Source organism: Streptomyces sp. Rer75 (assembly GCF_013414305.1).
In the GTDB taxonomy this organism is placed as follows: Bacteria; Actinomycetota; Actinomycetes; order Streptomycetales; family Streptomycetaceae; genus Streptomyces; species Streptomyces himastatinicus.
In genome coordinates, this window is sequence record NZ_CP058693.1 from 1,842,154 (window position 1) to 1,863,343 (window position 21,190).

The 21,190-nt window shown below is 68.7% G+C and carries 18 protein-coding genes and 2 pseudogenes; 16 read left to right on the top strand and 4 right to left on the bottom strand.

All coding sequences use genetic code 11. The annotated features are described in order from the left end of the window. The first annotated feature begins 127 nt into the window (after positions 1 to 127). From HYQ63_RS07235 to HYQ63_RS07275, 10 genes and pseudogenes are all read left to right on the top strand, one after another. A complete protein-coding gene (locus HYQ63_RS07235; protein ID WP_179939837.1) occupies positions 128 to 1,615 on the top strand; it encodes a rhamnulokinase family protein in 1,488 nt (495 codons plus the stop codon). Next, on the top strand, positions 1,606 to 2,358 hold the full coding sequence (locus HYQ63_RS07240; protein WP_179933086.1) for a (Fe-S)-binding protein: 753 nt from the start codon (positions 1,606 to 1,608) through the stop codon (positions 2,356 to 2,358). Before HYQ63_RS07235 ends, HYQ63_RS07240 begins: the two co-directional genes overlap by 10 nt. 29 nt (positions 2,359 to 2,387) lie before the next feature. Beyond that, entirely contained in the window at positions 2,388 to 3,869 is a 1,482-nt protein-coding gene (locus HYQ63_RS07245) for a lactate utilization protein B (RefSeq protein WP_179939839.1), read from the top strand. Then, positions 3,866 to 4,510 (top strand): LUD domain-containing protein, encoded by a 645-nt coding sequence (locus tag HYQ63_RS07250; RefSeq protein WP_179933087.1) that lies wholly within the window; start codon positions 3,866 to 3,868, stop codon positions 4,508 to 4,510. The genes HYQ63_RS07245 and HYQ63_RS07250 overlap by 4 nt, the downstream gene beginning before the upstream one ends. 118 nt (positions 4,511 to 4,628) lie before the next feature. Beyond that, positions 4,629 to 5,213 (top strand): hypothetical protein, encoded by a 585-nt coding sequence (locus HYQ63_RS07255; RefSeq protein WP_179933088.1) that lies wholly within the window; start codon positions 4,629 to 4,631, stop codon positions 5,211 to 5,213. Beyond that, positions 5,213 to 9,901, top strand: a complete 4,689-nt coding sequence (locus HYQ63_RS07260) for a putative T7SS-secreted protein (RefSeq protein WP_179933089.1) — start codon at positions 5,213 to 5,215, stop codon at positions 9,899 to 9,901. The genes HYQ63_RS07255 and HYQ63_RS07260 overlap by 1 nt, the downstream gene beginning before the upstream one ends. 1 nt (position 9,902) lies before the next feature. Then, positions 9,903 to 10,265: a hypothetical protein gene (locus tag HYQ63_RS07265; protein ID WP_179933090.1), complete on the top strand. Its 363-nt coding sequence runs from the start codon at positions 9,903 to 9,905 to the stop codon at positions 10,263 to 10,265. Beyond that, complete coding sequence (locus HYQ63_RS45915) at positions 10,256 to 10,537, top strand: Scr1 family TA system antitoxin-like transcriptional regulator (RefSeq protein ID WP_373689203.1); 282 nt, start codon at positions 10,256 to 10,258, stop codon at positions 10,535 to 10,537. Before HYQ63_RS07265 ends, HYQ63_RS45915 begins: the two co-directional genes overlap by 10 nt. A 12-nt stretch (positions 10,538 to 10,549) precedes the next feature. Further along, entirely contained in the window at positions 10,550 to 10,762 is a 213-nt protein-coding gene (locus HYQ63_RS07270) for a DUF397 domain-containing protein (RefSeq protein ID WP_179933091.1), read from the top strand. Between the two features lie 78 nt (positions 10,763 to 10,840). Beyond that, a pseudogene (locus tag HYQ63_RS07275) lies at positions 10,841 to 12,180 on the top strand (RHS repeat-associated core domain-containing protein); the annotation flags it as partial. Between the two features lie 542 nt (positions 12,181 to 12,722). On the opposite strand, the pseudogene HYQ63_RS07280 reads toward HYQ63_RS07275, so the two are convergent. Beyond that, positions 12,723 to 13,017: pseudogene (locus HYQ63_RS07280) on the bottom strand (transposase); the annotation flags it as partial. Between the two features lie 328 nt (positions 13,018 to 13,345). Between HYQ63_RS07280 and HYQ63_RS07285 the strand changes: the two are divergent. Further along, entirely contained in the window at positions 13,346 to 13,786 is a 441-nt protein-coding gene (locus HYQ63_RS07285; protein ID WP_179933092.1) for a hypothetical protein, read from the top strand. Between the two features lie 74 nt (positions 13,787 to 13,860). Further along, entirely contained in the window at positions 13,861 to 14,079 is a 219-nt protein-coding gene (locus HYQ63_RS07290) for a hypothetical protein (RefSeq protein WP_179933093.1), read from the top strand. Positions 14,080 to 14,200: 121 nt separating this feature from the next. Here the strand turns inward: HYQ63_RS07290 and HYQ63_RS07295 are convergent, their stop codons facing one another. Continuing rightward, positions 14,201 to 15,385, bottom strand: coding sequence for an erythromycin esterase family protein (locus HYQ63_RS07295; RefSeq protein ID WP_179933094.1), 1,185 nt, complete (start codon positions 15,383 to 15,385; stop codon positions 14,201 to 14,203). Positions 15,386 to 15,462: 77 nt separating this feature from the next. On the opposite strand from HYQ63_RS07295, the gene HYQ63_RS07300 reads away from it, so the two are divergent. Further along, positions 15,463 to 16,164 (top strand): TioE family transcriptional regulator, encoded by a 702-nt coding sequence (locus tag HYQ63_RS07300; RefSeq protein ID WP_179933095.1) that lies wholly within the window; start codon positions 15,463 to 15,465, stop codon positions 16,162 to 16,164. 7 nt (positions 16,165 to 16,171) lie between these two features. On the opposite strand, the gene HYQ63_RS07305 is transcribed toward HYQ63_RS07300, so the two are convergent. Continuing rightward, positions 16,172 to 17,056 carry an aminoglycoside phosphotransferase family protein gene (locus HYQ63_RS07305; RefSeq protein WP_179933096.1) on the bottom strand — a complete coding sequence of 295 codons (885 nt, stop codon included), beginning with the start codon at positions 17,054 to 17,056 and terminating at the stop codon, positions 16,172 to 16,174. Between the two features lie 6 nt (positions 17,057 to 17,062). Next, complete coding sequence (locus HYQ63_RS07310) at positions 17,063 to 18,295, bottom strand: MFS transporter (protein WP_257231695.1); 1,233 nt, start codon at positions 18,293 to 18,295, stop codon at positions 17,063 to 17,065. Between the two features lie 72 nt (positions 18,296 to 18,367). Here HYQ63_RS07310 and HYQ63_RS07315 point away from each other — a divergent pair, with 72 nt between their 5' ends. The 3 genes from HYQ63_RS07315 to HYQ63_RS07325 all read left to right on the top strand — a co-directional run bounded on the left by HYQ63_RS07315 (position 18,368) and on the right by HYQ63_RS07325 (position 21,175). Next, on the top strand, positions 18,368 to 19,126 hold the full coding sequence (locus HYQ63_RS07315; protein ID WP_179933097.1) for a DeoR/GlpR family DNA-binding transcription regulator: 759 nt from the start codon (positions 18,368 to 18,370) through the stop codon (positions 19,124 to 19,126). A gap of 251 nt (positions 19,127 to 19,377) precedes the next feature. Then, a complete protein-coding gene (locus HYQ63_RS07320; protein WP_246096865.1) occupies positions 19,378 to 19,533 on the top strand; it encodes a hypothetical protein in 156 nt (51 codons plus the stop codon). A gap of 40 nt (positions 19,534 to 19,573) precedes the next feature. Then, positions 19,574 to 21,175, top strand: a complete 1,602-nt coding sequence (locus HYQ63_RS07325) for a penicillin-binding transpeptidase domain-containing protein (protein WP_179933099.1) — start codon at positions 19,574 to 19,576, stop codon at positions 21,173 to 21,175. Positions 21,176 to 21,190 lie beyond the last annotated feature (15 nt).

Below are 21,190 nucleotides of genomic sequence, written 5' to 3' on the forward strand. Positions count from 1 at the left end.
CGGAGGCCCCGGCCCCGCCCCGAACCGAACACCGCAACCACAAAACCGCCCACCCCACCACGAGGTCAACGTGTCCAAAGAACACCGCTTCGCCGCCGTGGACCTCGGTGCGTCCAGCGGCCGCGTCATGGTCGGCCGGGTCACCCCGGACACGCTGACGCTCCAGGAGGTGCACCGCTTCCCCAACGAACCGGTGCGCCTCTCCGGCACCCTGCACTGGAACATCCTGTCCCTCCACCAGGGCGTCCTGACCGGTCTCAAGGCAGCCGCAGAGGCAGCCGCAGCGGCAACCACAGGGGCCGCACCCCTGACCAGCATCGGCATCGACAGCTGGGCGGTCGACTACGGCCTGCTCGACGCCACCGGCTCGCTCCTCGGCAACCCCGTCCACTACCGCGACACCCGCACCGCCGACGCGGCGGACACCGTCTCGGCGGCCATCCCACCCCCGGCCCTCTACGCGGCGACGGGCCTCCAGCACCTCCCCTTCAACACGATCTACCAGCTCATCGCCGCCCGGGGCACCCCCGCCCTGGCCGCCGCCCACCGCCTGCTCCTCATCCCCGATCTCATCGCGTACTGGCTGACGGGCGAGGCGGGCACGGAGCTGACGAACGCCTCCACCACCCAGCTCATCGACCCCCGCACCCGCACCTGGTCCCCCCACATCGCGGACACGCTCGGCATCGACCTCGCCCTCTTCCCACCCCTCCGGAACCCCGGCACCCCCGCCGGAACCCTCCTCCCGGACGTCCTCGCCGCAACCGGCCTCCCGCACCCCACGCCCGTGACCGCGGTCGGCTCGCACGACACCGCCTCCGCCGTGGTCGGAGTCCCCGCCACGAGCCCCCGCTTCGCGTACATCGCCACCGGCACGTGGTCGCTGGCCGGGCTGGAGCTGGACGCGCCGGTCCTCACCGAGGCGAGCCGGCTGGCGAACTTCACCAATGAGCTGGGCGTGGACGGCACGGTGCGCTACCTGCGCAACATCATGGGCCTGTGGCTGCTCCAGGAGTGCCTGCGCACCTGGGAAAACACCGGAGAACAACACCACCTCCCCGCCCTCCTCGAAGCAGCAACCCACGCCACCCCCCTGCGCTCCGTCGTGGACGCGGGCGACCCGGCGTTCATCGCCCCCGGCGACATGCCCGATCGCATCGCCGCCGCCTGCCACCGCACCGGCCAGCCCGCGCCCCGTACCCCCGCCGAGACGACACGCTGCGTTATGGACTCCCTCGCCCTGGCGCACCGCCGTGCGCTCCAGGACGCCGTCCGCCTGTCGGGCCGTACGGTCGACACCGTGCACATCGTCGGCGGTGGCGCGCACAACACCCTGCTGTGCCAGCTCACCGCCGACGCCTGCGGCCTCCCGGTGGTCGCGGGCCCGGCCGAGGCGGCGGCGCTCGGAAACGTCCTGATCCAGGCGCGCACGGCCGGAACGATCAGCGGCGGGCTGCCGGAACTCCGCGCGCTGCTTCACAGCACCCAGCCACTGAGGCAGTATGAGCCCACGGGTGATCACTCGGCGTGGGACAGGGCAGCGTCCCGCCTGGAAGGCGCACAGGTCACCGCGACCGAGGAGGCCGAGGCGGCCGAGGAGGAACCGTGCGGGTAGCGCTCTTCATCACCTGCGTCAACGACACGCTCTATCCGCGCACCGGCCAGGCCGTGGTCACCCTGCTGGAGCGGCTGGGCGTGGAGGTGGGCTTCCCGCCCGAGCAGAGCTGCTGTGGCCAGCCGCAGTTCAACACGGGCTACCGCCACGACACCGAGCCCCTCCTGCGCCGCTACGCCACCGCGTTCCGCGGCTACGACTACATCGTCACGCCCTCCGGATCGTGCGCCGCGATGGTGCGCGACAACTATCCGAGGATGGGCGCGAAGGCCGCCGCCGAGGGCCGTGGCCAGGAGCTGGCGGACCTGGCGGCCACCGTCGTCCCGAAGACGTACGAGCTGACGGAGTTCCTCACCGAGGTGCTCAAGGTGACGGACGTCGGCGCCTACTACCCGCACACCGTCACGTACCACCCCACCTGCCACGGTCTGCGCATGCTCCACCTGGGCGACCGCCCGCGCACCCTCCTCTCCGCCGTCAAGGGGCTGGACCTGGTGGAGTTGCCGGGCGCGGAGGAGTGCTGCGGTTTCGGTGGCACGTTCGCGGTCAAGAACGCGGCCGTGTCGGCGGCGATGGGCGCGGACAAGGCGCGCAACATCACGGCGACCGGCGCCGAGGCGGTCTGCACGGTCGACAATTCCTGCCAGATGCACATCGGCGGCACCCTCGCCCGCCAGGGTTCGGCGGTCCGCCCGGTGCACATCGCCGAGATCCTGGCCAGCACGGAAGGAGACGTCTGGTGAGCGGAACCCACCAAGCCACCTATCTGGGGATGCCCGCCTTCCCGGCGGCGGCCGACGCCTCCACCCGCAACACCCAGCTGCGCGCCAACCTGCGCCACGCCACGCACACCATCCGCGCGAAGCGCGCCACGGCCGTGTCCGAGCTGGACGACTGGCAGCGGCTGCGCGCCGCGGGCGCGGCCATCAAGGACCGTACGCTGCGCCATCTCGACCACTACCTGGAGCAGCTGGAGAACGCGGTCACGGCGGCCGGGGGCCAGGTGCACTGGGCGGCGGACGCCGACGAGGCGAACCGCATCGTCACCGACCTGGTGCGGGCCACGGGCGAACGCGAGGTCGTCAAGGTCAAGTCGATGGCAACGCAGGAGATCGGGCTGAACGGCGCGCTCGCCACCGCCGGGATCACCGCGTACGAAACCGATCTCGCCGAGCTGATCGTGCAGCTCGGCGACGACCTCCCGTCCCACATCCTGGTCCCGGCGATCCACCGCAACCGCGGCGAGATCCGCGACATCTTCACCGAGCGGATGGCAGGGTGGGGCCGCCCGGCCCCCGAGGGCCTGACCGACGCCCCCGCCGATCTGGCGGAAGCCGCCCGTCTCCACCTCCGCGAGAAGTTCCTGAACGCCAAGGTGGGGATCTCCGGCGCCAACTTCATGATCGCGGAGACCGGCACCCTGGTCGTCGTCGAGTCCGAGGGCAACGGCCGGATGTGTCTGACCCTCCCCGAGACGCTGATCTCCGTCGTCGGCATCGAGAAGGTGGTCCCCACCTTCCAGGACCTGGAGGTCTTCCTCCAGCTCCTCCCCCGCTCCTCGACCGCGGAGCGGATGAACCCGTACACCTCCACCTGGACCGGCACCACGGACGGCGACGGCCCGCGCGCCTTCCACCTCGTCCTGCTGGACAACGGCCGCACCGACACCCTCGCGGACACCGTGGGCCGCCAGGCGCTGCGCTGCATCCGCTGTTCGGCGTGTCTGAACGTGTGCCCGGTGTACGAGCGGGCCGGCGGCCATGCGTACGGCTCGGCGTACCCGGGCCCGATCGGCGCCATCCTCACCCCGCAACTGCGCGGCACCCAGAGCGAGTTGGACGCCTCCCTGCCGTACGCGTCGTCCCTGTGCGGTGCGTGCTACGAGGTGTGCCCGGTGGCCATCGACATCCCCGAGATCCTGGTGCACCTGCGCGAGCGGGTGGTCGAGGGCGGCCCGGCGTCGGTGCGCGGCACCCGCGCGGTGGTCAAGCCCGCCAAGGGCCACGCCGCGGAGCGGGCCGCCATGCGGGCCGCGCGCTGGGCCCTGGACCACCCCGGGGTGCTCCGCACCGGCCAGCGCCTGGCCGCCCGCACCCGCCGCTTCCACCCGCGCCGCCTGCCCGGGCCGGGACGGGCGTGGAGCGACACGCGGGACCTGCCGAAGGTGCCCGCGGAGTCGTTCCGCGACTGGTGGCAACGGACGCGGGGCACCACGCAATCCGCCCATGACCACGACGCGAGGAAAACACCATGAGTTCCCGAGCCCTGGTGATGGCCCGTATCCGCCGCGCCCTGGCCGATGTGCCGCGCGCGGAGACACCGGCCGAGGTCGCGGTCGACCGTACGTACCACCGCGTTCACGGCGACCGCACCACCGCCGAGACGGTCGACCTGCTCGCCGAGAACCTCGCCGACTACCGCGCGATCGTCCACCGCACCACGGCCTCCGAGCTGCCCGCCCTGATCGCGAGCCTGCTCACCGCGCGCGGTGCGACGAGCGTGGTCGCCCCGTCCGGTCTGCCCGCCGAGTGGCTGTCCGCGACCGACGTCGTACGGCTGACGGACTCCCCCGACCAGACCCCCCACGACCTGGACGACGTGTCCAGCGTGGTCACCGCCTGCGCGGTGGCCATCGCCGAGACCGGCACCATCGTCCTGGACGCCGACACCGACCAGGGCCGCCGCCGCATCTCCCTCGTCCCCGACCACCACATCTGCGTGATCCGCGTCCCGGCCCAGGTGGTGGACTCGGTCCCGCAGGCCCTCGAACGCCTCGACCCAGCCCGCCCGTTGACCTGGATCTCGGGCCCGTCGGCGACGAGCGACATCGAACTGGACCGCGTGGAGGGCGTCCACGGCCCCCGCACCCTGGAAGCGGTCCTCGTAGCGGACTGAGGCCCTCGACGTATCCTCCACGTATTCGAACACGCCGCACACCCTCCGTCGCTCGCGGTGACCACGTGTCGTACGGTGCTGGTTGGATGGGGGCCGTGTCGAACGGGGAGGACGAGCGGTGAGCGGCGGCGGCGCCAAGGGCGGCAACATAGACCTGGCCTTCGACAAGGATTCGCAGGCCGAGATCGTGAAGGGCCTGCGGGCGGCGATCGGCGAGCTGAGGGACATTGCCTCGGCGTCGGATGCCGAGACGGGGGCGGGGTTCGAGGAACTGTCCATGACGTCCATGGAGGCCGGACACAACGGACTGGCCAAGGACTTCGAGGACTTCTGCGAGCTGTGGGACTGGGGTGTGCGCGGCCTGATCGAGGACGCCAGCAAGCTCGCGGAGAAGGTGGGACTGGCGGCCGGCTCGCAGTGGGAGCAGGAGCAGTACGCCCAGGGGACGTTCAAGGTGGCCGCGAACTCGATGCTGGGCAATCCGCACCTGGATGAGAAGACGGTCGTGAAGCAGGACATGGGGGAGCTGATCTCGGTCGACACCTGGACGCCGGACTACAGCAAGGAGTCCTTCGAGAAGAGCGCGGCCGACTCCGAGAAGGCATGGGATGCCGCACGTGAGGAGACGTCCCAGAAGTCGACCGGCATTCAGCATTTCGTCGACCAGGCTGCCGAGGAGAGCGCCAAGAGGGGCGACCGCTGATGGGCTGGGACCTGACCCCCGACTTCGTCGACGACGCCGTCGAGAAGGGCGGGGAGCTCGTCGGCGACGGCGTCGAATGGGCTGGCAACAAGACCGCGGACGGGCTGGACAAGGTCGGCTGGGAGAGCGGGGCGGACTTCGTCCGTGACAAGTCCCGTTCCGCCGCGAACTACCTGGGCGCGGACGTCGCCGAGATGCAGCTCGGGGAGACCGAGGACCCCAAGAAGCTGATCTACGGCAGCGTGAGCAGGATCCGCTCCACGGTGAAGCACCTGAAGGACTTCCAGTCGGCGTTCGAGAAGGTCGGCAACGGCCTGAAGGCGCTGGACTCCTCCCACTGGAAGGGCGAGGCCGCCGACGCCTTCCGGGACGAGGTGTCGGTCAAGCCGAAGGAGTGGTTCAAGGCCGCGGACGCGTGCAAGAAGGCCGCCGGGGCGCTGGATGACTTCGCCGGGACCGTGGAGTGGGCGCAGGGCCAGGCGCAGGACGCGATCGACGCGTACAAGGCGGCCAAGACCGCGTCCGAGGAGGCCCGTTCCGCGCACAACGCCAAGGTGGACGCGTACAACACTGCCGCCGAGGCGTACAACGCGAAGGTGGACGACGGCAAGGACCCGGGCAAGAAGCCCACCAAGCCGGGCGAGTTCCACGACCCCGGCACCGCCAAGGCGAAGGCCGCGCAGGAAAAGCTGGACGAGGCGCGCCGCCAGCGGGACGAGGCCGTCATCGCGGCACGCAAGGCGGTGCAGCAGGCCAAGGACGCGGCCCCGCCGAAGCCGTCGTACGGCGAGCAGTTCGGGGCCGGCCTGGACGGGCTGGGCGCGGACGCGATGCACTTGACGGGCGGAGTCATCAAGGGCGTCGCGGGGCTGAACTCCTTCGCGCGCAGCCTGAATCCCATGGACCCGTACAACCTGACCCACCCGGCTGAGTACCTCACGGGTCTGAACAGCACGGCGGCCCAGCTCCACACGGTGGCCAGCAACCCGGGCGCGGCCCTCAAGAACATGTTCAACGAGTTCTCCAAGGACCCCTCGGAAGGCTTTGGCCGGGCCCTCCCTGAGCTGCTCGGTACGAAGGGCCTTGGTCTCGCTCGCAAGGGGGCCACCGCCGGCAAATATGGTCGTCACCTGAATGAGGCTCGCGAAGCGACGAAGGGCCGCAGGCCCGGTGAGAACACCACCGAGCAGAGGAACAGGGAGAACGGCAACACCGATCCGGTCGATCTGGCGACCGGGAAGATGTACCTCCCGCAGACGGATGTGTCCCTGCCGGGTGCGCTGCCGCTGGTGTTCCGCCGCCAGGTGGAATCGGGCTACCGCGTGGGCCGGTGGTTCGGCCCCTCGTGGTCGAGCACGGCGGACCAGCGGCTGGAGATCGACGCCGAGGGCGTCATTTTCGTCAGCGAGGACGGTCTGCTCCTCGAATACCCCCACCCCGCACCCGAAGTCCCGACGTTCCCCTCCGCGGGCCCCCGCTGGCCCCTCGAACGCGACTCCCAGGGCGACTACACCGTCACCGACCCCGCCACCGGCCGGGTCCGCCACTTCAACGGTCCACGGGACGTGGATCCGGGCGGCGACGGGGTCGCCCCGCTGGAGCAGATATCCGACCGCTCCGGCCACTGGATCACCTTCGAGTACGACGCCGAGGGCACCCCGACCGCCATCGCGCACAGCGCCGGATATGAGCTGAAGCTCAGCACCGCCGATGGACGGATCACTGCGCTCCACCTGGCGGGCGCGGCCGAGGACGGCAGCGACCAGGAGCTGATCCGCTACGCCTACACGGACGGCAACCTCACCGAGGTCATCAACTCCAGCGAACTCCCCCTGCGCTTCGAATACGACGAAGAACGCCGCGTCATAGCGTGGATCGACACCAACGACCGCCGGTACGACTACGCGTACGACAACCAGGACCGCTGCATCGCCGAGGGCGGCGAGGCGGGCCACGTAGCCATCCACATCTCATATGACGAGGTCGACCAGGCAACAGGCCACCGCGTCACGAGGGTCACCACGCCCGAGGGCCACACCACCCGCTACTTCATCAACGACGCGGGGAAGGTGGCCGCCGAGACCAACCCCCTGGGCCACACCACCCGTTCCACCTACGACCGCCACGACCGGCTGCTGTCCCGCACCGACGCGCTGGGCCACACCACTCAGTTGACGTACGACGAGGCGGGCCACCTCATCCGGATCACCGCCCCGGACGGCAGCGAGTCGACGGCGACGTACAACGACCTCGGCCTGCCGACGTCCATCACCGGCCCGGACGGCGCCACCTCGACACAGACGTTCGACGAGGCGGGCCGCCGCACCTCGGCCACCGACCCGGCGGGCCACACGACGCACTACGCCTACGACTCGTACGGCCACCTGTCATCCGTCACCAACGCGCTGGGCGAAACCACGGTGGTCCGCTGCGACAAGGCGGGCCTGCCGGTGGAGATCACCGACCCACTGGGCGCGGTGACCCGCTACGAGCGCGACGCCTTCGGCCGCCCCGTCACGATCACCGACGCGGTCGGCGCCACCACTCACCTGACGTGGACGGTGGAAGGCAAACTCACCCGCCGCACCAACCCCGACGGCTCCACGGAGACCTGGACGTACGACGGCGAAGGCAACTGCACGACCCACACCGACGCCATCGGCGCCACCACGACCTTCGAGTACACCCACTTCGACCTCCTCGCGGCCCGCACCGGCCCGGACGGCGTCCGCTACGAGTTCGAGCACGACGCGTCGCTGCGCCTCACGCAGGTCACGAATCCGCAAGGCCTGACCTGGTCGTACGAGTACGACCCCGCTGGCCGCCTGACCTCCGAGACGGACTTCGACGACCGCACGCTCACGTACGAACACGACGCGGCGGGCCAACTAATCCGCCGGACCAATCCCCTCAGCCAGTCCGTCACGTACGAACACGACGCGCTAGGCCAGATCACCCACAAGACCGCCGACGACCACACCACAACTTTCACCTACGACCCGGCAGGCCGCCTCACATCCGCCGTCGGACCAGATACGGAAGTCGTCTATCAGCACGACCGCGTGGGCCGGATCAAGTCCGAGATGGTGAACGGCCGCGTTCTGGCCCACTCGTACGACCCCCTGGGCCGCCGCACCCGCCGCGTCACCCCGACGGGCGCGACGACGACGTACGCGTACGACGCGGCAGGCAACCGCACCGCCCTGACGGCCGGTGGCCACACGCTGGCCTCCGAACACGACGAGGCGGGCCGCGAGACCACCCGCCGTATCGGCGACACCCTGACGGTCACCAACACCTGGGACCCCCTGGGCCGCCTGACCACCCAATCCCTTGCCGGGGTGTCCGACCACGAAGCCCCCATCCAGCACCGCACCTACACCTACCGAGCAGACGGCAACATCACCGCCGTAAACGACCGTCTGAACGGCCCGAGCAGCTTCGACCTGGACGCGGCAGGCCGCGTGACAACGGTCCGAGCCACTGGCTGGACCGAGACGTACGCCTACGACGAGGCAGGCAATCAAACCCAAGCGACCTGGCCCGCGCCCCATCCCACCGAAGCCACCGGCGAACGCACCTACACCGGCACCCGCATCACCCGCGCCGGAAATCTGCGCTACGAACACGACGCCGCGGGCCGCCTCACCCTCCGCCAGAAGACCCGCCTCTCGAAGAAGCCCGACACCTGGCGCTACACCTGGGACGTCGAAGACCGCCTCACCACCGTCACCACCCCCGACGGAACCCTCTGGCGCTACCTCTACGACCCCTTCGGCCGCCGCACCACAAAGCAACGCCTCGCCACCGACGGCGAAACCGTCCTGGAGCAAACAGACTTCACCTGGGACGGCCCCACCCTCATAGAACAAACCACCACCACCCCAGACCTCCCCAACCCGGTCACCCTCACCTGGGACCACGACGGCCTGCGCCCCATAGCCCAGACCGAACGCATCACCGAAACGACAACCCAGCGCGAAATCGACGCCCGATTCTTCGCCATCATCACCGACCTGGTCGGCACCCCCACCGAACTCGTCGACGAAACAGGCACCATCGCCTGGCACACCCGCTCCACCCTCTGGGGCACCACCACCTGGGCCGCCAGCAGCACCGCCTACACCCCCCTCCGCTTCCCGGGCCAATACTTCGATCCGGAAACCGGCCTCCACTACAATTTCCACCGCTACTACGACCCCGATTCCGCCCGCTACCTCTCCCCCGACCCCTTGGGGCTACTTCCCGCCGACAACCCAGCGATCTACATCCACAATCCTCACACTTGGACAGACCCACTTGGCCTGGCCCCAAAGTGCCTGAACGAACTCGGCAAGCAAGGGAAAGACGCAAACGAAAACTTCATACCCGGATCCGCCGAAGGACAAAAACTAGCCGATCACCTCCGAAGGAAATCCGCCGAATCCCTCTTCAACGAGAACGGATGGCTCACCCCGCAGGCGATCGCGGAATCACGTCGCATCATTCCTGGTGACGATATCCAAAATCCCGGAGCCCGTCATTACATGACGTCAGATGGCAGTAATCTCAGCGACTGGGGCAAATACACAACCAGGACACATCAGTCCCCATACGGGAATTTCCAAGTCCACTACTATTACAACCCCGAGACGGGCAGAATGCTGAATTACGCCTATAAAGTCGTCATGGACAGAAGGAAGCAATAAAATGCGCGCCAGATTCGAGTCACCCCGAACTGCAGATGCCAGGCTCCTGCAAGGCGCGGATGCACTCAAAGAAGGCGGGGAATACGTCATTCTCGAGCTTTTCGCACCTCACGGCAAGAGCGCACTATTCCGCATCGAGCACACTGAAGGAGAAGGGCCCGCTCTTTTCGACAGCAGGCTGTTCACCGTAATTTCCCCCATCTTGCCACCCACGTGGCGCTACGTTCAGTTCGATACAGGATCGTTCGCGTTGCGCCCCGAGCCGTGGAGCCAGCCAGGGTTCTGGGAATCATATTTCGATCACGAGCCTCAAGCGCGTGAGGTTTTCGAAGCAGAGAAGCGAAAGATCCTGGCATCTTCTTAGCGGAGCTACGTAACAGCGGAGTCGACCCCTGGTCTAGCTCTCAGGGCGCGTACACGAGTATGGGCGGCGCGTTCGCTCTGTACTCGCACCCCGATCCCTTGAACCATGACATCGCGCATACCGACCATCTCGACGGTGCTCTGTATCTGGAGGAGGATGCGACCGTGGAAAAGTACTGGAGGGCCTTGGACGGACTGCGGACGGCAGCGCTATCGTCGCGGCAGTCCATGGAGCCGATCTCGTCGATCGTGCGAGACCTTGAGCATGAGTGAAGAGGCACGCGCGTGATACGTCACGGTCTGCCGGAGAGCCGATGGCACAAGTCGTCGTGCAGCTCTGGTGAAGGTCCGACTTGTGTCGAGACACAGTCCACGGACGACGGCTTGATGGCAGTGGGCGATAGCAAAGATCGCAGCCGTGGCGCCATCACCTCCACTACCGTGGCCTGGGCAACCTTCATCGACGCGGTGAAGTACGAGGGATTCGCCGCACTGTAGTTCCCACTCACGTCTCTCGGCGGCAGCCCTGCGCATACGTGCGCCAGGCCGCGAGACACACACTTCGTATAGGCAACATGGGACGCGCTGGGCCGCCTGACCTCAAAGTCGTGGACCAGGGTGACCGACAACTCGGTTCAGCATCGCGCCTACACCTACCGAGCAGACGGCAACGTCACCGCCGTGAACGACCGTCTGAACGGCCCGAGCACCTTCGACCTGGACGCGGCAGGCCGCGTGACGACCGTCCGGGCCACTGGCTGGACCGAGACGTACGCCTACGACGAAGCAGGCAACCCAACCCAAGCGACCTGGCCCACCAAGGGTGCCCCCCCCAGGAAGCCACCGGCGAACGCACCTACACCGGCACCCGTATCACCCGCGCGGGCGCCATCCGCTATGAACACGACGAAGCGGGCCGCCTAACCCTCCGCCAGAAGACCCGCCTGTCCCGCAAACCCGACACCTGGCAGTACACCTGGGACGCCGAAGACCGCCTCACCACCGTCACCACCCCCGACGGAACCCTCTGGCGCTACCTCTACGACCCCTTCGGCCGCCGCACCACAAAGCAACGCCTCGCCACCGACGGCGAAACCGTCCTGGAGCAAACAGACTTCACGTGGGACGGCCCCACCCTCATAGAACAAACCACCGCCACCCCAGACCTCCCCAACCCCATAACCCTCACCTGGGACCACGACGGCCTGCGCCCCATAGCCCAGACCGAACGCATCACCGAAGCCACCACCCAACGCGAAATCGACGCCCGATTCTTCGCCATCATCACCGACCTCGTCGGCACCCCCACTGAACTCGTCGACGAATCAGGCACCATCGCCTGGCACACCCGCTCCACCCTCTGGGGCACCACCACCTGGGCCGCCAACAGCACCGCCTACACCCCCCTCCGCTTCCCCGGCCAATACTTCGACCCCGAAACCGGCCTCCACTACAATTTCCACCGCTACTACGACCCCGACTCCGCCCGCTACCTCTCCCCCGACCCCCTAGGCCTAACCCCCGCCCCCAACCCCGCAACCTACGTCCATAACCCCCACACCTGGGCGGATCCCCTCGGCCTCGGCCCCTACCCGCCAAAGGAAACTGTTCTTGATCCATTCGAACACTTCGAACAGGCGCGCAATAAGGCCCTGGACCTGCTTGGGGATGTGGATTCCGGTACCCGCGTACCGCTTGTAGGTCGGCTTGAGAAAGCAACATCGACCTACGGCAAGATCGTTGGGTTCACAACAAGAGTCGATGGAGTATTCAAACAGTTCAGGATGGACTTTGACCCAGAAAAGGGACCCCACATCAACATCATGATCGGCAAGGGCTCATCCAGCCAAAAATGGGCAGTGCCCTGGAACGGCTCGGAAGCTGACTTCATCAAGCTGCTGGAGAGGAACACATGACACCGGCAAGCGCTTACGGGACCCGCAGAGACCTTCTACCCAAATTCATAAGAAGCAGTGCACATATAGGCGGCCCGATCAAGATTCTAGACTTCCACGAGTCCCGAGAATTCGAGTCGACTAGCTTGAACCGATTTCCTCACTCATCCGCCGGGACGATCGAGTGGGACGACGCGCACTACTCCGATCGTTCATATTTTACGGACGAAGAGGATGGCGCCCGGAAAGTCAGTGACCTACTGACGAGGCTGTTGCCCCCCGAAGCGGAAGTCACAATTTTCTGGGGCACACTCGTCATGCCGTCAGTCACCCTATCCGCCAAGTCTGCCGCCGATCACTCGCATGAAATCTTGGAGGTCGGCCCAGATTTTTGGATATTCTGCCCTGCCCAGCGACTCATTTTCGAATTCCTGCAGGACGGGCAAGTGACTGTCGCCGATACCTCTTCGACGGATCAAGAATAATTAACTGCAAAACCCTAGCCAACCCCGCACGGAAATCTAGCGCACTGACGGCAATTTCACCGCGCCGCGCGACCGCCCATCGACGGCGAACACCGTCTCCAGCCGGGTGCGCTGCTTCTCGGCGAGAAGGCCCACGCCGGTGTGCAGGGTGCGGCGGGTTTGTAGAGCGGTCGCCGGCGAGGCAGACGACATGGAACGGGTCCATCACCGGGACCGCGTCAGGGACTTCGGCGGCGGTCTTGAACCCGGTGAACCCATCCGTCGCGACCACTTCGATCCCGGCGGACCAGGCCTTCGGGCGCCCGGCGAGCCACTGCTTGAACACTGCCTTCGAGCGCCCCTCGACCATGTCCAGCAGCCTCGCCAGCCCGGTCTTCGCATCCACCAGCGGACCGTCGCTGCCTACCGGGAGCCGGACAAGGGCAAGGGCAAGCAATTGATGCAGGCCGTAATTGACGCGGTCACCAGAGGCGTCCCGACAGCGCTCGTCGGGATCCGACCTAAAGGCATCATTTTATTGCCGATTGGGAGTATTATTCGTTCAGGAATTATGTTCGACGGTTCCGCCATAACCTTCTCCCCTCCTCGGATAAAATGGAAGCCATATCCAATATCGCCACCACTGCTGTCTCGCGCATGCCTGCCGAAGACGTAGAGGAGTTGCTCTCCGCGACACCCAGACCGCAGTTCGCCACACAATTATGGCCGCTGCTCGCGAGCTGTGTGTCGGCAAGGTGCAAAATCATCGCCTTGCAGACGGCCAGCGCACCAACTGGGGGGATCTCGCCGTGCGGATCGCCCGCCTAAAGTGCAGCGAAGGTGGCGTCAATCGGTATGACGCCATGGGTGAGGAAGCGCTCTCCCGTTCGTACATGATCAAAAATTTCGACCCAGAAGAGGCACACCCCGCGAGGGACCGGGAAGATCTCGCAGTGCGCTCCATCAAGACCATCGGCTGTGATCGCGATGAGGTCGCACACGCGGCCGAAGCCTGGCACCGGCTCACCATGCCCGAGATTCTTCACATGCGTCGCATCAAGAACATTTTGACGCCTTTGCAGGAAGTTTTGGATTATCTTGGCAAAGGAGCCGTCCGAGACGACCTCAGCGCATGGCTGGCGCTAATTCCGAAGCTTCCATGAGGAGTACGCCGTCTTGATCGCTACCGCTCACGAGGTCAAGGGCCGAGAGGGTCGTGGGGAGGGCCTCAGCTGACATGGTGGAGAAGATCGATACGGTCGGACGCATCCGTGCCGGGGACGAGGCAGGGAAGTACGTCAGGATCCAGGAGCTTCCCGACTCTCCGCCGGGCTATCTGATCTTGATGGCCCGCGATCGAGACTTCCGGGACGGCTGTGGCGACTACTGGGTGGAGGACCGTGAGTCGTTGGAAGCGTTCTTCGCCGAGGGGGATTGGATCATCGAGTGGGCGTGAGCGAGCGAGGCGCATTCCGGCAGCCGACTTCCGCGGATCGCCTCTGACCAATGCGCTTGCTCGCGACGACGCACGCCATGGGTGACAGAGTCCACTTGGCCCGGCGCCCCCGTGGGCGGGCTCAGATTTCCTTGACGAAGACGATGGCGTCCATCTGGTCCGTGGCGGTCGGGTCGAGGGGCACGTACGTGTGGTCGGCCGGGGTGCGGGGGGTTGGGGTTCGGGCGAGGGTCGTGGTGAGGCGGGCGGGGTCGATGACGGTGCGGGGGTGGGGAAGGGGGGACAGGATGCCTTCGAGGGTGTCGGGGTGGGGGACGTCGGAGCCACGGGTGCCGAAGGTGGAGGCGGCGAAGGCGTACTGGTCGCCGATGCGGGTGCCCATGATGGCGCCCGCGCTCCACCACTGGAGCGGCGTGCCCGCGAGGTTGAGGTGGCCCTTGTGGCGCTGGAGGTGAGCGTTGTGGGCGAAGGCGAGGGTGGGGCCTCGGCGGGCCTCGCGGCGCACGATGGCGTCGAGGTTGTCGGCCATCATCGCGTCGCGGAGCGACATGAGCGCGCCGACGCGGGTGGGCGCGGTGTCGGCCATGGCGGCGTGGTAGCGCAGGAGTCCGGTGGCGGTACGGGCGTGGAGTTCGGCGTGCCAGAACTCGCCGGGGGAGGTGGCGGCCGTCAGGTGGGGGGCGTGCGCGGTGAGCAGCGCGCTCAGGTCGTCGGCGATCAGGCGCAGCTTCCCGGTCTCCGGGGTGCCGCCGATGGACTGGGAGGGGTCCATCATGGCGGCGGGGTTGGTCCAGTGCTCGTCGGGGCCGAGCAGTTCGTCGAGGGTGGCGCGGTTCCAGGGCAGGTCGAGGTGGGTGGCGAGGTAGTCGTGCAGTGCTATCAGGGCGGGGCGGGGTGCGGCGGCGCCGGTGATTTCCAGGGGGCCGTCGAAGCCGTAGAAGCGGAGCCGCTCGTGCGGGGGACGCTGTTCGTTGTGGGCACGCATCCAGCGCAGGAGCGCGCGGTTGGCGGATGAGGCGCCGAAGCCGTGGCTGAAGCCGCGGCTCATCGCATCGTCGAGGGTCGCGGTCCCGTCGGTGACGTAGGCGTCGGCGACCAGGGCCGACAGGCAGTCGCTCTCGATGGCGATCGAGCGGTAACCCTCGTGTTCGACGAGGTGGCGGAAGAACTCGTTGCGCAGTTCGGGGAAGGCTTCGACGCCGTGAGTGGGCTCGCCGAGGCCAAGCAGGCGGGTGGCGGGAGACAGGAGCGTGGTGAGGGCGCCGCCGGTGAAGGGACGGGCGGCGTCCTGGATGGTGGCCGTCATGACTTCAACCGTATCGTTGAACTCTCGGTGTAAACTTTGGCGGCATTTTCCCCTGTGGACGAGGACGAACCTTCAAAATGCGGTTGCGGCCCATCGATCTGGCGCGCGAGCACGGCCTGTCCACGCAGGCGGTGCGCAACTACGAGGAGTCGGGGATCCTGCCACTCGCCGAGCGCTCGGCGAGTGGCTACCGCGTCTACGCGCCGCGCCATGCGGCGGCGTTGCGGACGTTCCTGGCGCTGATCCCGGCGCATGGCCACGCGACGGCCGGAGCGATCATGCGGGCCGTGAACGGCGACGCGGTCGAGGAGGCGCTGCGGCTCATCGACGAGAGCCACACGCAGCTGGCCGAAGACCGGCGCACGCTGGAGGACGTGGAAGAGGCGCTGCGCGACCTGGCGCCGCCACGCGAGCCGGAGTCGGTTGAGCCGGTTGTGACGTTCATCGGGCCGCTTGCGCGCAGGCTCGGCATCCGGCCGGCGACGTTGCGCAAGTGGGAGCGAGCCGGGCTGATCGTGCCCCGGCGCGACCCACGCACCGGCTACCGCATCTATACCTCCGCCGACGTGCGTGACGTACTGCTGGCCCACCAACTGCGGCGCGGCGGGCACGGACTGGAGCAGATCGCGCGGGTGCTGGAGCGGGTTCGGGCGGCAGGCGGACCGGAGCCGCTCCAGGCGACGCTGCGGGAGTGGCGCGACCGGCTGACGGCACAGGGCCGGGCGATGCTGACGGGCGCGGCCGCGCTCGACACCTATCTGGGGAGCCGATCCGACTGAGGGCGCTTCAGCCCTCCCCCAGTACCGCCCGGATCACGTGGCGGGCGTTGCGCGCCATCGTTGGGTTCGTCTTCCGGTGGTACGGCAGGGCGATCAGGGCCTGGGAGAGGGTCCGGGCGCGGCCGCGGATCCAGGTCGCGTCGTCCACGGCCAGCGCCTCGCGGAAGACCATCCGCGCATCGGTCGGCAGGAGACCCCAGGCGGGGAACAGGTCGCAGGCCGGGTCGCCCACACCCATGCAGCCGAAGTCGATCACCGAGGTCAGCCTCCCACTCCCGTCCACCAGCAGGTTGCCCGGCATCAGGTCGGCGTGCAGCCATACCGGCGGGCCGGGCCAGTCGGGGGTGCGCAGGGCGTCGTTCCAGATGGCGAGTGCGGCGTCGCAGTCGATGTCTTCGTCAGGGATGGCGCGCAGTTGCTCGATCGCCGCTCGGGTCTCCGCGTCGAGCGTGGCGAGGGGGCCGCCGCGGTAGGCGTTCGGTGCGTCCGGCAGGGAGACACCGCGCATCGCCGCCACGAACTCGGCAAGGTCCTTGGCCAGCAGCAACGGCTCGCTCAGTGCCCCCTCCTTCGGGTTCTCCCCCGCCAACCAGCGGTGCACCGACCACGGCCAGGGGTATCCCTCGGCGGGCTCCCCGGTGCCGAGCACCTCGGGGATGGCCGCGGGCAGCAGGGGTGCGAGGCGGTGCAGCCAGTGCCGCTCCGTCGCCACGTCCGAGGCTCCGCCCGCCACCAGCGGTAGCCGTACGGCCATGGCATCGCCCAGCCGGTATACGGCGTTGACGGTGCCGCCGGACGGGAGCCGTTCAACGTCCAGCCCCGCCCATTGCGGGAATTGTCCGGTGATCAGCCGCCGTACGAGGGTGTCGTCGACGAGGGGCACTGGGCTCATGGGGCACTATCCGACCGCCGTACGGCGACGGGGGCAACTGCTTTTCCGCACCGCCCCGGGGGTCCGCAGGATGCCCGCCGCGCACGCGGCGATCACGCAGAAGGCGACGGGGAGGAAGAAGGTGAGGTTGAGCGGTACGAGGTGGGTCAGCGGGCCGATGACGGCGGGGCCCGCGAGCATGCCGAGGTAGCCGAGACCGGCGACGCGGGAGACGTTGGCTCCGGCGGTGAACTGGTCGGTGTGGCCCGCGGCGCTGAAGAGTTGGGGGACACAGCCGGAGAGTCCGGCGCCGAACACGGTCCAGCCGAGCAGCGCCAGGGGGATCCAGGGCGAGAGAGCGGCCACGGTCATGCCGAGGGCGGCCGCGGAGGCGCCGTAGCGGAGGATGGCCACCGGGCCGAGCCGGGCGGCCACTCGGTCGGCGAGCAGGCGCCCTGTCGTCATGGCGGTGGCGAAGGCTCCGAAGGCGAGGGCGGCGGTGGCGGCGGGCGCGTCCAGGACGTTGCGCAGATGGAGCACGCTCCAGTCGTTGGCCACGCCCTCGCACAGCATGATCATCAGCGCCAGGGCGGCCAGCACCCAGATGCGGCGGGGCGTGCGATACCGGGTCTTCACCACAGGAGCGTCGGGGCCCGGGGCAGTGGCGGGCCGCCCCAGCAGTGCGCGGGACGCCGCCGCCGTGACCGCGAGGCCGAGGGCCGCCGCCGCGGTCAGGGTCGCCGCGGGACTCCAGCCCCAGCCGAGGGTGCGGGCGCCGACGAGCGAGGCGAGGACGCCGCCGAGCGAGTAGGTGGCGTGGAAGGCGGACATGACGGGCCGTCCGTAGCCGCGTTCCACCTGGACGGCATGGGCGTTCATGCTGACGTCCAGGCAGCCGTTGCCCACGCCGAGCACCAGCAGTGCCGCCCCCAGCGTCCAGGCGTTGGTGGCCAGGCCCGGCAGGATCAGGGTGGCGCTGCACAGCGCCGCGCCGAGCGGTACGACGACGCGGGCGCCGAAACGGTCGGTGAGGGGGCCCGCGATCTGCATGGCCCCGAAGGCTCCCGCGCCGAGGAGGAGAAGGAGCCAGCCGAACAAGGCGTGGCCGGTGCCCGCGCGGTGTTCGATGCCGGGGATGTGGACGATCCACATCCCCATGAGGAAGCCGTTCAGGGCGAAGTAGGTGAAGGTGGCCAGCCGGGCGGCCCGCAGCGAACTCCCAGCGCTCTCCGCACTCTCCATGTTCTCCGTACTCTCCATGCCTCGAACGTAGCGAACAAACATCGCGTTCGTAAGGTTGCCTTTCGAACGTCAGACGTGTTCAATCACGCCATGGCAGGCACAGATCGACTGAGGCAGATCACCGAGGCCGTACGAAGCGCGGGCCGCGTCGGGGTCGCCGAACTGGCCGCGCTCACCGGCGCTTCGGAGATGACCATCCGGCGCGACCTGGAGGTGCTGGCCGAGCAGGGCGTCCTGGAGCGCTACCGGGGCGGGGCGAGGAGCCTGCTGCTGCGCGGCGAGGAGCCGCCGTTCGCGCTGCGCGCCCAGGAGGGGCTGGACGCCAAGCGGCGCATCGCCGCGGAGGTCGCCGGGCTGATCGCCGACGGGGAGTCCGTCGTCCTCGACAGCGGCACCACCTGCCTGGAGGTGGCCCGGGCGCTGGAGCACCGTCGGCTGACCGTGATGCCGCTGTCCCTGCACGCGGTGAACGCGCTGGCCGGGGCGGTGCAGCTGACGCTGCTGGTGCCCGGCGGGCGGCCCCGGCAGGGCGAGTTGGCGCTGACCGGCCCGCTGGCCCAGGCGTCGCTGGCCGCGCTCCGCTTCGACACCGCGGTCATCGGCTGCTGCGGGCTGAACTCCGCCGACGGGCTGACCGCCTACGACCTGGACGACGCCGCCGTGAAGCGCGCCGCCATCGCCTCGTCCCGCCGCGTGATCGCCGTCGCGGAGGCCGCCAAACTCACCCGCACCGCCCTGGCCTTCGTCACCGCCGCCTCCGCCCTGGACGCGGTCGTCACGGACGAGACGGCGCCGGACGAGGAGAGGGACCGGCTGGCCGCGGCCGGTGTGACCGTACGGACGGTATGACCGTACGGACGACGTGACCGCACGGACAAGGACAGGGCGCTGACCTGCGGCGATTCCGTTCACCGGGGCGCGGCAGAGCCGGGGCATATGCCAGACCGCACGACAGGGGAACACCCGTGCGGCGGATGCGTTGTTCCTCACATACCGGGGGTAACAGGCCAGTTGAGAGGTTTGGGCCACAGCGATTGTCACTGGCTGCCCCTACTCTATTGGTCATGCGTCCGACTCCTACTCCCCAGACCCCTGCCTTAGTGACGACTTCCACCGACCAGGCCAACGAGGCGATCCGCGTGTTCCTGCGGGCCCGGGCCGGGCGGGCTCTGCGGCCTGCCGAGCGGGCGGAGTACGGGCGGCTGCTCGGGGTGTACACGCGGGCGCTGCGCGGTGAGATGGAGCAGGCGGCCTGAGAGGCAGGGCGCCGACCACACCTGGGGGGCGGGCGACGCCATGCGTACAACGGGGAGAGTCGTACTCGGTACGGCGTTAGCGGGGTTCATCGGCGTTGCGGGGATCGGGGGGTACAACCTCTACACGGGGGTGACCGGCGGCAGCGGGCCGTCGGTTCCGGACGGCGCGGTGACGCCGGCCGAAGTCAAGTACACGGCGCGGGAGTTCCTGACCGCGTGGGCGGACCAGAACGACCTGCGGGCCGCCGCGTTCACCAATGACGCCCAGAGCGCGGGTGCCGCGTTGAGCCGCTACCGCGAGGACGGCCGGGTGGAGAAGGTGACGCTCACGGCGAGCGAGGCCGACAGCGCCACGGTGCCGTTCCGGGTCAAGGCGGAGATCGTCTTCGGGAAGAACCGTTCGACCTGGACGTACGACTCGACGCTGACCGTCGTGCGGGGCCGGACCACGGGGAAGCCGCTGGTGGACTGGAAACCGGCGGTCATCCACCCGAAGCTGACGACCGGTGAAACGTTACAGACGGGCATGGCGGACGATCAGCCGGTCCGGGTGCTGGACCGGACCGGCAAGGTGGTGAAGCAGGGCCGCTATCCGTCCCTCGACCCGGTGCTGAACACGCTGCGGGCGAGATACGGCTCCAAGGCCGGTGGCGCGGCCCGGGTCGAGGTGGCGGCGGTCAAGGCCGACGGGACGGCCGGGCCGACGCTGCACGTGGTGGCCAAGGGCAGGCCCGGGAGCCTGCGCACGACACTGGATCAGAAGGTGCAGCGGCGTGCGGAGTCGGCCGTCGGCGAGCGGGCCGGGGCGTCCGTGGTGGCGCTCAAGCCCAGCACCGGGGAGATCCTCGCGGTGGCCAACTCGGACAAGGCCGAGTTCAACGCCGCGTTACAGGGCCAGACCGCGCCCGGGTCGACGTTCAAGATAATCACCGCCGCCGCGCTGCTGGAGTCGGGCAAGGTGACGCCCGCCCAGCGGGTGCCGTGCCCGAAGACGGCGGCGTACGCGCAGGGCATGACCTTCCACAACGTCGAGGACAGCGAGAATCCGAGCGCCACCTTCGCGCAGGACTTCGCGGCCTCCTGCAACACCGCGTTCGTCTCGCTCGCGGGCTCCATACCCGACGCCGGGGTGGCCGAGGAGGCGCGGTCGGTGTTCGGGATCGGGCTGGACTGGCAGGTGGGGGTCACGACGTTCGACGGCTCGGTGCCGGCGGAGGGCGGGGACGGCAAGGCCGCGGCGGTCATCGGGCAGGGCAGGGTGCAGATGAATCCGCTCACCATGGCGTCGGTGGCGGCCACCGTGCGGACGGGCGCCTTCAAGCAGCCGGTGCTGGTGCCGCCGTCGGTGGACGGCCGCAGGCTCGCCAACAGCGAGCGCGCCCTGAGCCCGGCGGCCGTGCAGCAGCTGAAGGGCATGATGCGGCTGACGGCGACGAGCGGCACCGCCCGAGCGGCCATGGCGGGCCTCGGCGGCGACATCGGCGCCAAGACCGGCTCGGCCGAGATCGACGGTCAGGTGAAGACCAACGCCTGGTTCACGGCGTACCGGGACGACATGGCCGCGGCCGCCGTCGTCACGGCGGGCGGACACGGGGGCGAGGCCGCCGGGCCCGTCGTACGGCAGGTGCTCGACGCCCGCTGAGGGGCCAAGGGCCCG